Here is a 16,112-nt window from a genome sequence, read left to right as displayed (position 1 = left end):
GTGCGGAGGGTCGCGACGAGCCAGTTGGGAGAGCGGGCCGCCGTCTCGGCAGGAGGCAACCCGCACTCGGCCACGAGCCGCGACGGAGGAGCGGCGGTTTGGGGTGGGTGGGAGCCGGCGACGAAGGAGTCGGCGTGGGGGATATCACTTCCCCGGACGCACAAAGGCCCAGGAACAGATTGCGATGTCTGCCTGGGCCTGGGTGGTGCTGGTGCGCCGCCAGGGACTCGAACCCCGAACCCGCTGATTAAGAGTCAGCTGCTCTGCCAATTGAGCTAGCGGCGCATGTTCTGTTGTGTTCGAACGAAGAGGATCGTAGCAGGGGTGGTGGGGGGATGCGAAATCGGTTCGGGGTGGGAGTTTCAGGGGTGTAGTTCGAGGACTGCCTGGGCGGCGTTGTGGCCGGGGATGCCGCTGACGGCGCCGCCTCGGCGGGCGCCGGAGCCGCAGATGAGGAGGTTGGCGACGTCGGTCTCGACGCCCCAGCGGCCGGCGTCGGCGGAGTTGTCGAGCCAGGGCCACTGGAGGTCGCCGTGGAAGATGTGGCCGCCGGGCATGCCGACGGATGCCTCGATGTCGTACGGCGTCTTGGCCTCGATGCAGAGGTTGCCCTCGGCGTCGCGGGCGATGCAGGGCTCGAGGGGTTCGGCCAGGTACGACTCCAGGCCGGCCAGCACGCGGCGGACGGACTCGTTGCGGGCGGCATCGTTGTCGGAGGCAAACAGTCGCGCCGGGAAGTGGACGCCGAAGACCGTCAGCGTGTGGTGCCCGGAGGCAATCAACGAAGGACTCAGGATGGAGGGGTCCGTCAACGAGTGGCAGTAGACCTCGGACGGCGGTACTGCGGGCAGCGAGCCACCAGCGGCTTCAAGATAAGCCGATTCGAGTTGCGAGTAGTCCTCGTCGATGTGGAAGGTCCCCGCGAAGGCGCGCGCTGGGTCGTCACCCGAGCGCAGCCGGGGGAGCCGCGACAGCAGCAGATTGATCTTGAGCTGGGAGCCCTCAGGCCGCGCCACACCGCCCAGGCCGCGCAACCCGGCCAACGTGGCCGGCGCGACATTGGCCAGCACGAAGGAGCAGTCGACCGAACGCTCGCCGTCACCGCCGAGCCACGTCACGGAACCCCGCTTCCCGTCGGCTTGCACCGAGGTCACCGAGGCGTTCGTCACCAACGAAGCACCAGCCCGCCGGGCGGCAGTCGCCAAGGCATCTGTCACGGCGCCCATGCCGCCGACCGGGACTCGCCATTCGCCGGTGCCGTTGCCGATCAGGTGGTAGAGGAAGCACCGGTTCTGGATCAGCGACTCGTCGTGCAGTCCGGCGAAGGTCCCGATCACCGAGTCGGTCGCGACCACGCCCCGCACCGTGTCGTCGGCGAACCGCTGCTCGATCACCTCTCCGAGCGGCCGCTCCACCAGTGCCTCCCACAACGCCGGATTCACCCGGCGACGCAACTCCGCCGCGGGCAGCAGCGGTTCGAGCAGGGTCGGCGCGACGACTGCGGCGAGCTCGCTGACCGATCCGTAGAAGGCAGACCAGGCGTCGTACTCCGTGTCGCTTCCCGTCAACGTCGCGAAGGACGCGCGAGTGGCGGCGCCCTCGGGGCGGTCGACCAGAAGACCCAGGTCGCGCCCTCCCCGGCGTACGGGCGTGTACGACGCGACGGAGCGGGACCGGAGTTCCAGGGACAGTCCGAGGTCGGCCACGATCTTGTCGGGGAGCAGGCTGACGAGATACGAGTACCGCGACAGACGCGCGTCGACGCCGGGGAACACCTGCTGGCTGACCGCGGCGCCGCCCGTTTGCCCCTGCTGCTCCAGCACGAGCGTGGACAGCCCGGCACCGGCCAGGTAGCCGGCGGCGACGAGACCGTTGTGGCCGCCGCCGACGATCACGACGTCGTAGAAATCCTTCATCCGACCGGCCAATCCAGCTCGCGGTACGCGGCGTCCCAGAACATCCACTCGTACCTGGTGGTGGTGGAGAAGTGCCGGTGGCACCGTTCGCGTTCACCCGGCCCGACCTCGTCGCCGAGCCGATCCGTGACCGCCAGGACCGACTCTACGACCGCGTCGAACTCCTCCGACCCGTACGTCGAGATCCACTGTGCGTAGATCGGATCCGGCGACGACCGCTTGAGCAGCTCCCGGCCGACGTCGCGATAGATCCAGTAGCAGGGCAGCACGGCGGCCACTGCCTCGGCGTACGTGCCCGTCGCGCAGACAGCCGTCAGATAGGACATGTACGCCGTGGTCGTCGGCCGCGACCCGGCAGCGTCGACGTCGGCCGATTCCAGCCCCAGCGACCCCAGCAACTCCGAATGCAGACCTTGCTCGACCGCGATCGCCTCGGCTGCGTGGGTCGCGAAGAGACGTACGTCGTCCTCGGAGGTGGCCCGGGCGGCGACCAGGGTGAGCGCACGCGAGTACGCCCGCAGGTAGTGGCTGTCCTGGATGATGAAGTAGCGGAAGGCGGAGTGCTCCAGCGTCCCGTCGGTGAGCCCGGTGATGAACGGGTGCCGCAGGATCTCCTCGTACACCTTCGCGGCGCCGCGCTCCCACAATTCCGCGGAAAACGTCATCCCCAGCTCCTCACCGTCGACTGCTGAGAACCCTAGCCAAGCGCACCGACGATTGGCAGGAGACGAACTTCACGAACCGGCTTACCCTGACGCCATGACGATCCAGGAGACGGCCCCGAGCGACCGGCTCGCGATGCCGCCGGACACCCCGCTGCTGAGCCGGATCCGGTCGTCGGTGATCGGCGACGACCAGGTGATGCCCGGTCCGTACGGGCAGCGCCGGGTCACGTACGCCGATTACACCGCGTCCGGCCGGGCGCTGACCTTCCTCGAGGACTTCATCCGCGCCGAAGTGCTGCCCCGGTACGCGAACACCCACACCGAGTCCAGCGGCACCGGCCTGCAGACCACCCGCCTGCGTGAGGACGCCCGCAAGATCATCCACGACAGCGTCGGCGGCGACGACGAGACCGCGGTGATCTTCTGCGGGTCCGGCGCGACCGGCGCGATCGACAAGCTGATCGGCGTCCTCGGCCTGCGGATCCCGGCCGGCCTCGACGACGAGTACCAGTTGACCGACCGGATCCCGCCCGAGCGCCGCCCGGTCGTCTTCATCGGCCCGTACGAGCACCACTCCAACGAGTTGCCGTGGCGCGAGTCGATCGCGGACGTGGTGACGATCGGCCAGGACTCGGACGGCCACATCGACATCCCGCGGCTCGAGGAAGAACTCGTCCGGTACGCCGATCGGCCGCTCAAGATCGGCTCGTTCTCCGCCGCCAGCAACGTGACCGGCATCGTCAGCAACACCCAGCGGGTCTCCGCGCTCCTGCACCGGCACGGCGCCTTGTCGTTCTGGGACTTCGCCGCCGCCGCGCCGTACATCGAGATCGACATGTACGGCGGGCGCTCGGCCGACCCGCTGTCGTACAAGGACGCGATCTTCCTCAGTCCGCACAAGTTCATCGGCGGCCCCGGTACGCCGGGCGTGCTGGTCGCGCGCCGCGACCTGCTGCACAACCGCGTCCCCGACGTACCGGGTGGCGGCACCGTCGCGTTCGTGAACCCGAACGACCACCGCTACCTCGACGACCCGGTCCACCGCGAGGAGGGCGGGACGCCGGCCATCATCGAGTCGATCCGGGCCGGGCTGGTGTTCCAGCTCAAGCAGGCGGTCGGAATCGACGTGATCCGCGCGCACGAGGACGCCTACCTGCGGCGCGCCGTCGAGGCGTGGCGCGAGGAGCCGAACATCCAGATCCTCGGCAACCTGGACGCCGAGCGGCTGTCGATCGTCTCGTTCGTGGTGAAGGCGCCGTCGGGGCGCTACCTGCACCACAACTTCGTCGTTGCCCTGCTCAACGATCTGTTCGGGATCCAGTCCCGGGGCGGTTGTTCGTGCGCGGGACCGTACGGGCACACGCTGCTCGGGATCGACCTGCAGCAGTCGGCGGAGTTCGCCGCGGAGATCATGCACGGCTGCGAGGGAATCAAGCCCGGCTGGGTGCGGGTCAACTTCAACTACTTCATCTCCGAAGCGGTCTTCTCGTACGTCGTGGAGGCGGTGAAGCTCGTCGCACGGGACGGCTGGCGGTTGCTGTGCGACTACCGGTTCGACCCGGCCAACGGACTCTGGAAACACCATCGCGGTCCGGTCGAGCCGCCGATGCGGTTGTCCCAAGTCGGCTACGACGCGGACGGCACGCTGCGCTACCCGCACCACAACGACACCGCTCCGGAGTCCGCCCTCGACGGCTACCTGGCCGAGGCCCGCCAACTCCTCTCGGCCTGCCAGCACACCGCGCCACCCGCCGACGAGGCCACCGTCAACTCCGACTTCGACCACCTCCGCTGGTTCGACCTCCCCGCCACCTGCATCACCCGCCCGTCGCGCTGACAGACCAGGCGACAGCATGTAACAACGCTGTCACAGCCTGCTCTCCGACGTGTGCGTGCCATGGGCAACGGTCACTGGAGGCGCGGAGGTGGATCCGATGACCAGTGATGATGCCGAACGCGCTACAGCGCACCGAAGAGTCCTCCGAAAACGCCAGACGGTAGCCCACCAGCCACTCGGCCGTACGCCGCACAGCCTTCGTCCCAGCAGCCGCCCATCGCGCGCGGGACGAGAGGCGGCGACCTACCCGACCAGACCGGTGCACAGGAAGGTCGATCCGCTCGCACCCTCTAGACCGCAGATCACCTGGCGAACCAGACTCGCCGGTCGCCTCGCCACGCTCCTTGCCGCCGGACGCAGGTGGATCAGCGCCGCCCGGCGTTGAGCTCGCGTCGGGGCACCACCGCCCGGCGTTGAGCTCGCGTCCGGGCAGCGCCGCCGGGCGTTGAGCTCGCGTCGGGGAAGCGCCGCCGGCGTTTGCTCGCGGTGGGTCAGCGGCCGACCTCGAGTTCGCCGGTGGGGATCGAAGCCAGGGCCTCTTGCCAAGGGGTTTGGTTGGCGACGTGGGTGCGGAGGAGGCGGGCTTGGCGGGGGAGGTTCCAGGTCAGGGCTCCGGTGACGTGGTGGCCGTTGCCGTAGAGGGCCGCGAAGCGGTCTTCGGTGGGGGTGCCGGCGACGATGCGGAAGTCGAGGTCGTCGCCGGAGCGGCCGTAGACCTGGAGTTTGACGTCGTACTGGTCGGTCCAGAAGTAGGAGACCGGTGCGAACGGGAGTTGCGCGCCGAGCAGGTTCTTCGCGGCGATGGTGGCTTGCTCGGTGGCGTTCATCCGGTGTTCCAGCCGGCGCCGCCCGATGCCGGGGTGGTGCCACGAAGCGACGTCGCCGGCCGCGACGATGCCGGGCGCGGCGACGCAGTACTGGTCGCATTCCACGCCGTCGCCGAGGCTGAGGCCGCTGCCGGCGAGCCAGGTGGTCGCCGGGATTGCGCCGATCGCGACCAGGACGAGATCGGCGGTCACATGTGAGCCATCGGAGAGGTCGACACCAGTCACCCGCCCGTCGTCGCCCGTCAACGCGGTGACGCCCACGCCGCAGCGAAGATTCACACCGCGGGACTGGTGCAGCTGTGCCAGCAACCCGGCGAGCTCCGCGCCGAACTGCCGGATCATCGGCGCGGGCAGGGGATCGATCATCGTAACCTCGAGCCGCGCCTCCCGGGCGACCGCCGCGACCTCGGCGCCGAGGAAACCCGCGCCGACGATCGCCACCGAGCCTGCCGAGCGCAGGCCGTCGCGGAGCGCCAGCGTGTCGTCGAGCGTGCGCAGGAGATGTACGCCGGCCACGTCGTGCCCGAACGGCAGGCGCCGCGGCGTTGCCCCGGTCGCGATGACGAGGCCGTCGTACCCGATCTCGCGGCCGTCCGCGAGCACCACCTTGCGCCCGACGGGATCGAGTCCGGCGGCCGGCGTACCGAGGAGCCAGGATGCCTTCAGGTCGGCCAGCAGGTCAGCGGTGCGCAGGACGATCCGGTCCGGTTCCCAGCCGCCGCGAAGGATTTGCTTCGACAGCGGCGGCCGGTCGTACGGCGGATGCACCTCGTCGCCGATGACGGTCAGCTCACCCGCGAAGCCTTCGCGCCGCAGCGCCTCGGCCGCGGTGAGCCCAGCGGCCGAGGCACCGACGACGACCACCTGCGACAGCACGCGCGGCTACTCCGCCACCGTGATCGCGAGCGCCGGGCAGATCCGGGCCGCCTCCCGCGCACCTTCCTCGGCATCGGCCGGAGGTTGTTCGGCCAGCAGTACGGCGATGCCGTCGTCGTCACGCTGGTCGAACACCTCGGGCGACGACAGCACGCACTGCCCCGACCCGATGCACCTGTCCTGATCGAGAACGACCTTCATCCCCTGTCTCCCATCACCAAGTCACCGGCAGTGCATGCACGCCGTAGATCGCCATGTCGTGTTTGAACGGCACCTCGTCCAGCGGGACGGCCAGGGCGAGCGTCGGGATCCGCCGGTAGAGCGTGCTGTAGACGACCTGCAGCTCCACCCGCGCAAGTGGTTGCCCAAGGCACTGATGTACGCCGTACCCGAAGGCCACGTGGTGCCGTGCCACCCGGTGGATGTCCAGCTTGTCCGGGTCCGGGAAGGCCTCGGCGTCGCGGTTGGCGATCTCGGTCGCGACGATCACGCCGTCACCCTTGCGGATCAGTTGGCCGCCGATCTCGATGTCGTCCAGCGCGACGCGACGCCGGCCGTTGTGCACGATGGTCAGATAGCGCAGCAGTTCCTCGACGGCGTTCGCGACCACCTTGGGGTCGTCGGTGTCGCGGAGCCCGGCGAGCTGGTCGGGGTGTTCCAGCAGTGCAACGGTGCCCAGGGCAATCATGTTGGCGGTCGTCTCGTGGCCGGCGATCAGCAGTAAGAGAGCCATGTCGACGATGTCCTCGATGCCCATCTGCCCGGTGCGCAACTGCTGCACGATCAGGCGGCTGAGCAGGGCGTCGTCGGGCTCGGCGTCCAGGCGGTTCACGAGGTCTCGCAGATAGGCCCGCAGTTCTTCGCTCGCGGCGCGGCTCTGCTCGGGGGTGTTGTCACGCCGGAGCAGCGTCTTGCCCAGGCGGTGGAACAGCGAGCGATCGGCGTACGGTACGCCGAGCAGTTCGCAGATCACCAGGGACGGCAGCGGCAGTGCGAGCGTCTCCACCAGGTCGACCGGCTTCGGGCCGGCGAGGATGTCGTCGATCAGGCCGTCGGTGATCTCCTGGATCCGCGGCCGCATCGCCTCGACCCGCTTGATCATGAAGTCGGCGGTCACCAGCCGGCGCTGGGCGGCGTGCTCGGGATCGTCGCGGACGATGAACGCCTTGAACTGGCCGCGGTTCTGCGACTGGGCCGCGTTCGAGAACGGGAAGCCGTCGTTGCGTGGGTCCGAACTGATCCGTGGGTCGGCGAGCAGTTGGCGACTGTGGTCGTACCGGGTCACCATCCACGGCGTACTGCCGTCCCACAGTTTCACCCGGGACAGCGGCTCGGTGTCCTGCAGCCGGTCCAGTTCCGGCGGCGGATCGAACGGGCAGCGACCGCGGCTCATCGGATAGGTCGGTAGTTCCTCCACGATCTCGGACATCGTCGACTCCCCAGAGTTACCGAACGATTGTTTTCTTACTGAACAGACGTTAGGTAACTGCCTCCGGCGATACCAGACAGTGAGAGAGAGGTCACACTTCGTGAGGAGCTCAGACGAAGATCAGCGAGACGAGATCGTCGAGAAAGTCTTCGTCCGGCCGTTCGATCCGTACGCCGTCCAGCAGGGCCGCGCGCCCGTAGACGCTCACGAACACCAGCGAGGCGGCCCGTTGGCTGGGCACCCGGAGCGCGAAGCCGGCCTCGGCGCAGCGGTCGAAGGCCGCGATGAAACTCGTGAACACCTCGAACAGCGGCCCGTTCACCGGACGCTCGCCGCGGATCGCCCGTCGGGTGGCCTTCCCGAACAGCAGCCGGTAGTGCCCCGGCTTGGCGTCGGCGAAATCTCGGTGGGCGTGCACCTGGGCGCGCACCCGGCCCACCACGTCGGTCGGGTCGAGGCTCTCGTCGGCGGCGGTTATCGCCTTCATCAGCTGGCTGAACTCGTACTCCACCAGGCCGTCGATCAGCGCGGCCCGGTCGGCGAAGTGCTGGTAGATGCTGGCCGGCGCTATCCCGACCGCCCGGGCGACGCCGCGGATGGTGAGGCCGTCCTCGCCACCGAGTTCCGACAACAGCCGGCCGGCGCCTTCCAGGATCTCGACCCGCAGCCGGTCGCCCTCGCCCCAACGGTTGCGGACCCGCTGTTCGGTGATGGTCTCGTCGTCCGGCATCTCGTCATTCTGCCCCAGCGTCACCCGCCCGGCCGGGAACCTGTCCGGCGTCGACGGCTGCCGGTTCGGCCGGGAAGCCGAAGCGGGCCAGCAGCGCCGGATCGGCGAAGACCGTGATCGCGATGATGTTGCTGCGGTCGACGGTGAGCACCGAGATCGCGAACGGCCTGAACTCGTCGTCGACGGTCTTGCGGTAGTAGGCGGCGGCCGCGGGCTGGCCGTTGGCGATCGTCGGCAGCATCTTGTAGAGGCCGGGCTGGGTCATGGCCCGCGCGCGCAGTTGGCCGACGCAGGTGGTCTTGCCCTGGAACCAGACGTCGGACGGGACCAGTTCGAGCCTCGCGTCGGAGCGGAGCAGGTCGTTCATCGCCTCGACGTCCGCGCGCTCGAAGGCGTCCATGTAGCGGTCGAGGATCGCGCGCGCCTCCGGAGAGTCGGGCTCGACCACTTCCTCGGTGGTCGGTGCGACTTCGGAGAGGGTGGCGCGGGCACGCTGCAGAGCGCTCTTGACCGCGGCCACGGAGGTCTCGAGCATCTCGGCGACCTCGGCCGCGCGGTACCCGAGTGCTTCCCGCAGGATGAGTACCGCCCGCTGCCGTGGTGGCAGGTGCTGCAGGCTGGCAACGAGCGCCAAGCGCAGACTCGACCGGGCCGCGACGACCTCGGCCGGGTCGCCCTCGTGGGCGGCAGGTCCCGGGAACGGGTCGAGCCATGATCTTTCGCCCTGGGCGGGTGCCATCATCGCGCCCGGATCCTGACTGGGTGCGAACAATCCGGACGGGAGCGCACGGCGTTGCGGAGATCCGAGCGCGTTCAGGCACTGGTTGGTCGCGATGCGGTACAGCCAGGTGCGCAGCGACGACCGGCCCTCGAACGTGTCCTGGCTTCGCCAGGCGCGCAGGCAGGTCTCCTGTACGACGTCCTCCGCCTCGTGCAACGAGCCGAGCAGTTTGTAGCAATAGGCGAGCAGCTCGGAGCGGTACTGCTCGGTGTCCTCGAGGAACTGGTCGCGGTCGTCGCTGGAGATCGTCTTCATCAGGCCTTCGCAGCGGTTGCGGGTCGGTAGGTGAGGGTCGCGAGGCCCGGGTCGTGGCCTTCGCCGGCATGGACGAGTTCCCAATGGTGCCCCTGCCCGCCGTCGCGGAACAAAGGCGTGCCACCGGGCACGAACACCGGTACGACGGTGACAGTCAACTCGTCCACGAGCCCCGCATCCACGAGGGTCTGCCCGAACCGGCCGTGCCCGTAGACCATCAGATCGTTGCCGCCCGCCTCTTTCAGTTCCCGCACTCCGGCCACGACGTCGCCACCCACGATGGTCGTGTTGGTCCACTCGGCCTCGGTGAGGGTCGACGAGAACACGTACTTCGGCATCCGGTTGAGCCGGTCGGCGTACGGGCCGGTCGCCGTCGGCCATTGTCGCGCGAACAGTTCGTAAGTGTGCCGGCCCATCAGGAAGGCGTCGCTGCGCTCCAGGACGGCGAGGGAATGGGCGGCGCTACCTTCTCCGAAGTACGGTCCGGCCCAGGTCATCGGTTCGCCGATGACGCCGTTGAGCGAGACGAGGACGGACAGGGCCAGCCGGCGGGGTCTGTTTTCAGTCATGACAGGTAGACCGCGCGGACCCGGAAAAGGAATCGGTCAGGACGTCGAGGCGCGAAGCGCCTGCTGGTATTCGCCGGACTCGGTCGGTGTCCACGGGGTGCCGTTGACGATCAGCGTGCGGTCACCGACCGGGGCCTTGGCCGTGACCAGCACAGGTTTGCGCTGCCATCGGCACCCGGCGCCAACCTCCTGCGTGACCCGCACCGCGACCGCGCCGACCCCCTCGGCATAAGCGACCGCGCGCAGATTCTTCGCACACCCCACCGGCGTCGCCACCGTCACCACCACCTGCCGGGCATCAGCCACCACAGCCCGCACCCCCAACACCTGAGCAGCCCTCTTCCGCGGAACCGGTGTAGCCCTGACCGACGGGCTCGCCTGGACAACTGCCGGCGCCGGCGAGGACTCCTCAGTCGACCCCCCGCCGAACACCTTCGACAACACGAACACCCCGAACGCGACCACCCCGATCACGAACGTGACCAGCACAGCCACCCCATACACAAACCAAACGCTGCCCGACTTCACCCCCCGATCCTCCCAGCCCACCCCCACCAACCCCCGCACAAACCCACCCAAAAAAGGCGTGCGGCAAGGAAAGGCGGAGCGCACCGGGGTGGGGACGGCGATGGACCGGCGAGAAGTGGAGGCGCATCGAGGGCCCCCATCCGAACACAGCTCCCCGCCAGGGAGCCCCCAAGCGAACCCCAGCCCCCGGCAAGGGGGTGCGGGTGGCGAAGCCCCCGCCCGCGCGGAGCGAAGCGACCGCGCACAAAAAAAGAGCCCGGCAATGTCTGCGCCTTCCGCAGACACGCCGGGCCAGCCGGGTGAGTAACGGGACTTGAACCCGCGGCCCCCTGGACCACAACCAGGTGCTCTACCAGCTGAGCTATACCCACCATGTTCGGTACTGCTGCCGTCCTGACTGCGACGGCTGGGTAATCATAGCGACGATCGTCAGTTCCCTGAAATCGGGGCCGAGACGGCGCTGGCGGCGGCCTTCGCGGTGTCGCTGTCGGGGCCCGGTTGGGGCACGAAGACGGTCTGCCGGTAGTACCTGAGTTCGGCGATGCTCTCGGTGATGTCGGCGAGGGCGCGGTGGTTGCCGTTCTTGGCCGGCGTCGCGTAGTACACGCGCGGATACCAGCGGCGGACGAGTTCCTTGATCGAGCTGACGTCGACGTTGCGGTAGTGCAGGTGGGCCTCGACCTTGGGCATGTCGCGGACCAGGAAGGTGCGGTCGGTGCCGACGGAGTTGCCGGCCAGCGCGGCCTTGCGCGGGTCGGGGACGTAGCCGGCGATGAAGTCGAGCACCTGCTGTTCGGCGTCGGCGAGCTCGATCCCGTGCTCGAGTTCGGCGAGCAGGCCGGAGGCGGTGTGCATGTCGCGGACGAAGTCGCCCATCTGCTCCAGCGCGCCCGGGGGTGGTGCGATCACCAGGTCGATCCCCTCGCCGAGCACGTTCAACTCGTAGTCGGTGACGAGGACCGCCACCTCGATCAGGGCGTCCGCCACCAGATCGAGTCCGGTCATCTCACAGTCGATCCACACCAGCCGGTCGTTCATGGGCACCCACCCTACGGCGACACGCCGACAGGGTCGCGCCCGGCAGGCTCAGGAGCGGGCGTGGCGGGGATTCCTGGGCGTGAGATCAGTGCCGGCACCGTTGCGAACCGGCTACTGAGGGTGCTGTTGTAGCTGCAGCCCCTCCGCGACACTAATCTCGCGACAGGGGACGGGAAGGTGGCCAGATGGCTGGGGACGGCGCGGGTTTGCAGGGGACGGTGGCACGGCCGCGCCTGCTGGCGCTGCTGGACGAGGGCGCGCGGCGGCGGCTGGTGACGGTCGTCGCGGACGCTGGGTTCGGCAAGTCCACGTTGCTCGGCTCCTGGGCCGCCGGGCGGCCCTGCGCCTGGCACACCGTCCGCGCCGAGGACCGCTCGCTCGCTGCCATGGTGACCGCACTGGTGGAGGCACTCCGGCGCCAGGTCCCCGCACTGTCCGCAGTGCTGGCTGCTGAGCTCCAAGGGCCTCGTGGGCCGGACGCAGACGCCGAGCAGGAGACCAGAGCACTCGCGTACGCCGCGGTGCTGGCCGAGGCGCTCGAGCAGAACCTGCACGACGACCTCGTCCTCGTCCTGGACGACCTCCACGAGATCCATGCGCACGACCCGGCAGCCAAGCTGATCGACGGACTGGTCAGGGTGGCGCCCTCGTCTCTGCACCTGGTGGTGGCTTCCCGTACGGCGCTGCCGTTCGGGATAGACCGGTTGCGTGGCCGAGGCCAGGTGCTGGAGATCGACGCGACGGCGGTGGCCTTCACTGTGCCGGAGACCCTGGAGGTGCTGCGCGCAGTACTGGGTGAAGGGGTCGACGAACTCGCCGAGCCGTTGCAAGCCGCAGTACAGGGGTGGCCTGCTGCTACTCGCCTTGCGGTGGAGGCGTTGCGGACTGTGCCGGCTGCCGAGCGATCCATCCGGTTACGACGTGCGCTGCGTTCGGACGGGCCGCTGTACGACTACCTGGCAGAGGAGGTCTTCGCTGCCGAGCCTGCGTCCGTACGCCGGTTGGTGGCCGCCGTCGCTGTGCTGCCGCGATTCGGGGCCGAGCTGTGCCAGGCGATCGGGCTCACTGACAGTGCCGACACGCTGCAACAGCTTCGGACGAGAGGTCTGCTCGTCTCTGCCGGCGAGGCGGACGGCTACGAGCTCAACCCGCTGGTTCGCGACTTCGCCAACGACCGGCTGTCCACCGACGACGCAGAGATCATCGAACTGACCCAGCAGGCCGGCCGCTGGTTCGAGTCGGTCGGGGACCATCGGGATGCACTGGCGTGCTTCCAGGCCGTCGATCCGGCGCAAGCGGCGCGCATGCTGACCGAGCGCGGGCACGCGATGGTTGCGGGTGGGCTGGCGGAGATGGTGGTCGCTGCCGTCACCATGCTGCCGCAGGAGTTGCGCGACGCGGCGATGGACCAACTGGAAGGCGAAGCCAGGCAGGTTCTGGGCGACTGGCAGGGTGCGGAGGACTGCTTCGACCGGATCATCGGGCCCGAGGGGGAGATCCCGGTCGCCATCGCCTGGCGCCTGGGCCTGATCCATCACCTGCGGGGGCGGACGGATGTTGCCATCGCCACCTATCGCCGAGGCCGGATCGACGGCGGCCAGCCGGCCGATGAGGCGCTGTTGCAGGCGTGGTGGGCCGGAGCGCACTGGTTGCGCGGGGAGTTCGACGACTGCCGCACACTGATCGAAGCGGCTCAGCAGGCCGCCAAGACGTCTCGCGACGACCGCGCGCTGGCGATCGTCCACACAGTGCTTGCGATGCTGGCCGCGGTCGACAGTGACCCGCGCGGCAACGCCTCCCATTACCTGCGCGCGCTGGACCACGCAGAGCGCGCAGGTGACCTGCTGCAGTCGATCCGCATCCGGGTGAACCGTGGATCTCACCACATCGCCGAGGGCGACTACATGCTCGGCCTGGAAGAGCTTGACCGTGCACTGGAGTTGGCCGACCGGTCCGGCTTCGCGGTGTTCCGGGCGCTCGCACTGAATAATCGCGGCGAAGCACTGCTGAGACTGGGCCGGCTGGACGAGGCCATTGGCGAGCTGGAAGGTTCCAGGGCGCTCTACCAGAAGCTGGAGTCCAAGCGAGTCGCACAACCGCTCTCTGTTTTGGGCGAGGTCTATCGCGAGCGTGGCGACCGGGCGATGGCGAGGGCTTGTTTCGAAGAGGCCATCGCCTTGGCCGACGAGACGAAGGACATGCAGTCGCTGGTGCCCTCGTTGGCCGGGCTGGCGCGGGTGCTTGCCGGGGAGGAGCCGGAGAGAGCCGCGGAGCTTGCCGAGATGGCCAAGCAGGCCGTGGCTTACGGGCCTGTGCTCGGTCAGTCCAGTGCCCTGGTTGCCCTCGGCTGGGTGAGCCTGCACGCCGGCAACAAGGCCGAGGCGGCAGTTGCTGCAGAGCAAGCAGCAGCCCTGTGTCGCAAGCGGCGTGACCGCGCAGGACTTGCCGACGCGCTGGAACTCCTTGCGGCAGCGGACGGCGGCGCCGAGCCACTGCACGAAGTACTGAACATCCGTACTGAGTTGGGCGATCCGTTGGGGCAGGCGCGGGCCGAGTTGATGCTGTCCAGGCGGACGCACGGTCCCGAGGCCAGGGACTTGGCGCTGCGTGCTCACCAGCAGTTCCTCGCAGCTGGAGCGACCCGCTACGCCGCAGCTGCGCTGGCCGCCGGTGAAGAGACAGGGCCCGCTCCAGTACGCATCGAGTGCCTCGGTGGCTTCCGCGTACTACGGCACGGCAAACCCGTGCAGCTTGGCGAATGGCCGTCCAAGAAGGCGAGGGACCTGCTGAAGATCCTCGTCGCCCGTCGCTGCCGTCCAGTGGCTCGCGTGCAGCTACTGGACCTGCTCTGGCCCGACCAGGGCGAGTCGGTCGCGTCGCCGCGGCTGTCGGTGGCGCTGTCGACCGTGCGGTCCGTGCTGGACCCCGACAAGTCGTATCCGCCGGACAGCTTCGTCGGCGCCGACCGAGCCACCATCTGGCTGGACGGTGAGCAGACTGCCGTCGACGTCGAGGGGTTTTTGCGGGATGCGCGAGCCGGTCTCGACAGCAACGACCTGACGATGTTGCGCGCCGCTGAAGCGTCGTACAGCGGTGACTTCCTGGAAGAGGACGTATACGCCGACTGGGCCGCAGGGATGCGCGAGGAAGCCCGGGCTCTGTATGTCCGCGTTGCCCGCGTATTGGCCGATCGCAGCAAGCGCGACCCCGACGCGGCCGCCGGTTACCTGCTCCGCATCCTGCAACGAGACCAGTACGACGAACGCGCGCACCTCGGGCTGGTGTCTGCGTTCCAGAGCAGTGGAGCGCACGGCGAAGCCCGCCGGGCCTACCGCACCTACGTGCAGCGCATGGCCGAGCTGGACGTCGAGCCGGCCCCCTACCCGACGGCACCGGCCAGGCTTTAAGGGTTTCTGAAGGTGCGCCCGGACCATCGGTACATGGCGGCGCCGGTGCACAACCCGAGAGTGACCTGCGAGTTCGGGGTGACGGGGGAGCGCGGGCCGCACCCGGGCCGGGACTACCGTGCCGAGCCGGGTACGCCGGTGCGGGCGACGCTTGCGGGGGTCGTCGTCCGGGCAGCAGGTGACGAGGTCGTGGTCGAGTCGAACGCGATCTGGCACCTCTACGGTCGGGTGTCCGAGGTGGAGGTCCAGCAGGGGGACACGGTGGAGACGGGGGATCGTCTGGGCGTCGCGGTGGGTCCGCATCTGCACTACGAGGAGCGGGTCACGCCGTACCGGCCGGGCGACCACCGGAGTCCACGGTTCGACATTCATCCGAACGCACGGCTGCCCTAGTCGCCTGCGTCGCAACGCAGTGGCACCGGGCGGATCGGCCGAGGAGGGAGCGGCCGGACCGCTCGGCGCTACCGTTGCCCGATGATCGCCACCAGGTTCGACACCGAGCGGCTGGCCTTGCTGCCGCTGCACGTGGAGTACGCCGAGGAAATGGCCGGCGTACTGGCTGCGTCTGAGCTCTACACGTTCACCGGTGGCGGTCCGCCGACGGCGGAGGAGCTGGCTGCGCGGTACGAACGACAGGTGGCAGGACCGGGTCGGCCGGGAGAGTACTGGCTCAACTGGGTGGCGAGCTCGCTGGAGGACGACGCGCTGGTCGGCTACGTACAGGCGACGGTCACCGGTGACGAGGCGGAGATCGCCTGGGTCATCGGTACTGCGTGGCAGGGGCGCGGCTACGCGAAGGAGGCCGCGGTGGGCCTGGTGACCTGGTTGCAGGCGCACGGCGTACGGCGGATCGTCGCGCACGTTCACCCGGATCACGGCGCGTCGGCCGCTGTGGCGGCGGTAGTCGGGCTGACTCGCACCGACGTGGTCCAGGACGGAGAGGTCCGCTGGGAGTCCGAGCCGCGCGGAAAATGAAACAGGCCCGGCCGAAGCCGGGCCTGCGTCACACGGTGGTTCAGACCGGGCGGACGTTCTCCGCCTGCGGGCCCTTCGGGCCCTGGGTCAGGTCGAACTCGACCTTCTGGTTCTCATCCAGCGAACGGTAGCCGTCCGTCGTGATCGCCGAGTAGTGCACGAACACGTCGGCGCCGCCGCCGTCCTGCGCGATGAAGCCGAAGCCCTTTTCGCTGTTGAACCACTTCACTGTTCCGTTGGCCATGATCTGCTCCTTTGTGGGGCGAGTTGACGAGTCCC

At 68.9% G+C, this 16,112-nt stretch carries 15 protein-coding genes and 2 tRNA genes; 4 read left to right on the top strand and 13 right to left on the bottom strand.

The window, feature by feature from the left end; genetic code table 11:
- Positions 1-209: 209 nt before the first annotated feature.
- The 3 genes from EV138_RS06840 to tenA form a co-directional block, all read right to left on the bottom strand.
- Positions 210-285: transfer RNA gene (locus EV138_RS06840), tRNA-Lys, on the bottom strand.
- Between the two features lie 77 nt (positions 286-362).
- Positions 363-1,916, bottom strand: a complete 1,554-nt coding sequence (locus EV138_RS06835) for a phytoene desaturase family protein (RefSeq protein WP_133977564.1) — start codon at positions 1,914-1,916, stop codon at positions 363-365.
- Positions 1,913-2,581: a thiaminase II gene (tenA, locus tag EV138_RS06830; protein WP_133977563.1), complete on the bottom strand. Its 669-nt coding sequence runs from the start codon at positions 2,579-2,581 to the stop codon at positions 1,913-1,915. Before tenA ends, EV138_RS06835 begins: the two co-directional genes overlap by 4 nt.
- A 94-nt stretch (positions 2,582-2,675) precedes the next feature.
- Here tenA and EV138_RS06825 point away from each other — a divergent pair, with 94 nt between their 5' ends.
- Complete coding sequence (locus EV138_RS06825) at positions 2,676-4,418, top strand: aminotransferase class V-fold PLP-dependent enzyme (RefSeq protein WP_133977562.1); 1,743 nt, start codon at positions 2,676-2,678, stop codon at positions 4,416-4,418.
- A gap of 491 nt (positions 4,419-4,909) precedes the next feature.
- Here EV138_RS06825 and EV138_RS06820 read toward each other — a convergent pair whose 3' ends face one another.
- The 9 genes from EV138_RS06820 to orn form a co-directional block, all read right to left on the bottom strand.
- Complete coding sequence (locus EV138_RS06820) at positions 4,910-6,121, bottom strand: NAD(P)/FAD-dependent oxidoreductase (RefSeq protein ID WP_133977561.1); 1,212 nt, start codon at positions 6,119-6,121, stop codon at positions 4,910-4,912.
- A 6-nt stretch (positions 6,122-6,127) separates the two neighbouring features.
- Positions 6,128-6,322 (bottom strand): ferredoxin, encoded by a 195-nt coding sequence (locus EV138_RS06815; protein ID WP_112239228.1) that lies wholly within the window; start codon positions 6,320-6,322, stop codon positions 6,128-6,130.
- Positions 6,323-6,335: 13 nt separating this feature from the next.
- Positions 6,336-7,550, bottom strand: a complete 1,215-nt coding sequence (locus EV138_RS06810) for a cytochrome P450 (protein WP_133977560.1) — start codon at positions 7,548-7,550, stop codon at positions 6,336-6,338.
- Between the two features lie 109 nt (positions 7,551-7,659).
- The gene (locus tag EV138_RS06805) at positions 7,660-8,280 is read right to left on the bottom strand and encodes a TetR/AcrR family transcriptional regulator (RefSeq protein WP_202866639.1); all 621 of its coding nucleotides are present in this window, start codon (positions 8,278-8,280) and stop codon (positions 7,660-7,662) included.
- A gap of 4 nt (positions 8,281-8,284) precedes the next feature.
- Entirely contained in the window at positions 8,285-9,316 is a 1,032-nt protein-coding gene (locus EV138_RS06800) for a sigma-70 family RNA polymerase sigma factor (RefSeq protein WP_133977559.1), read from the bottom strand.
- Positions 9,316-9,885, bottom strand: coding sequence for a dihydrofolate reductase family protein (locus EV138_RS06795; RefSeq protein WP_133977558.1), 570 nt, complete (start codon positions 9,883-9,885; stop codon positions 9,316-9,318). Before EV138_RS06795 ends, EV138_RS06800 begins: the two co-directional genes overlap by 1 nt.
- Before the next feature lie 36 nt (positions 9,886-9,921).
- A complete protein-coding gene (locus tag EV138_RS06790; protein ID WP_133977557.1) occupies positions 9,922-10,389 on the bottom strand; it encodes a hypothetical protein in 468 nt (155 codons plus the stop codon).
- Positions 10,390-10,711: 322 nt separating this feature from the next.
- Positions 10,712-10,784, bottom strand: a tRNA-His gene (locus tag EV138_RS06785).
- Between the two features lie 58 nt (positions 10,785-10,842).
- Complete coding sequence (gene orn / locus EV138_RS06780) at positions 10,843-11,451, bottom strand: oligoribonuclease (protein WP_133977556.1); 609 nt, start codon at positions 11,449-11,451, stop codon at positions 10,843-10,845.
- A gap of 185 nt (positions 11,452-11,636) precedes the next feature.
- Here orn and EV138_RS06775 point away from each other — a divergent pair, with 185 nt between their 5' ends.
- The 3 genes from EV138_RS06775 (at position 11,637) to EV138_RS06765 (ending at position 15,833) form a co-directional block, all read left to right on the top strand.
- The gene (locus EV138_RS06775; protein ID WP_133977555.1) at positions 11,637-14,858 is read left to right on the top strand and encodes an AfsR/SARP family transcriptional regulator; all 3,222 of its coding nucleotides are present in this window, start codon (positions 11,637-11,639) and stop codon (positions 14,856-14,858) included.
- A gap of 33 nt (positions 14,859-14,891) precedes the next feature.
- Positions 14,892-15,251: a M23 family metallopeptidase gene (locus EV138_RS06770; protein WP_133977554.1), complete on the top strand. Its 360-nt coding sequence runs from the start codon at positions 14,892-14,894 to the stop codon at positions 15,249-15,251.
- An 81-nt stretch (positions 15,252-15,332) separates the two neighbouring features.
- Complete coding sequence (locus EV138_RS06765; protein ID WP_133977553.1) at positions 15,333-15,833, top strand: GNAT family N-acetyltransferase; 501 nt, start codon at positions 15,333-15,335, stop codon at positions 15,831-15,833.
- A 40-nt stretch (positions 15,834-15,873) separates the two neighbouring features.
- Here the strand turns inward: EV138_RS06765 and EV138_RS06760 are convergent, their stop codons facing one another.
- Positions 15,874-16,077, bottom strand: coding sequence for a cold-shock protein (locus EV138_RS06760; RefSeq protein ID WP_112239219.1), 204 nt, complete (start codon positions 16,075-16,077; stop codon positions 15,874-15,876).
- Between the last annotated feature and the right edge of the window lie 35 nt (positions 16,078-16,112).

The organism is Kribbella voronezhensis (assembly GCF_004365175.1).
In the GTDB taxonomy this organism is placed as follows: domain Bacteria; phylum Actinomycetota; class Actinomycetes; order Propionibacteriales; family Kribbellaceae; genus Kribbella; species Kribbella voronezhensis.
Note: the sequence above shows the minus strand (reverse complement) of the source record. Positions and strands in the feature narration are given on the sequence as shown.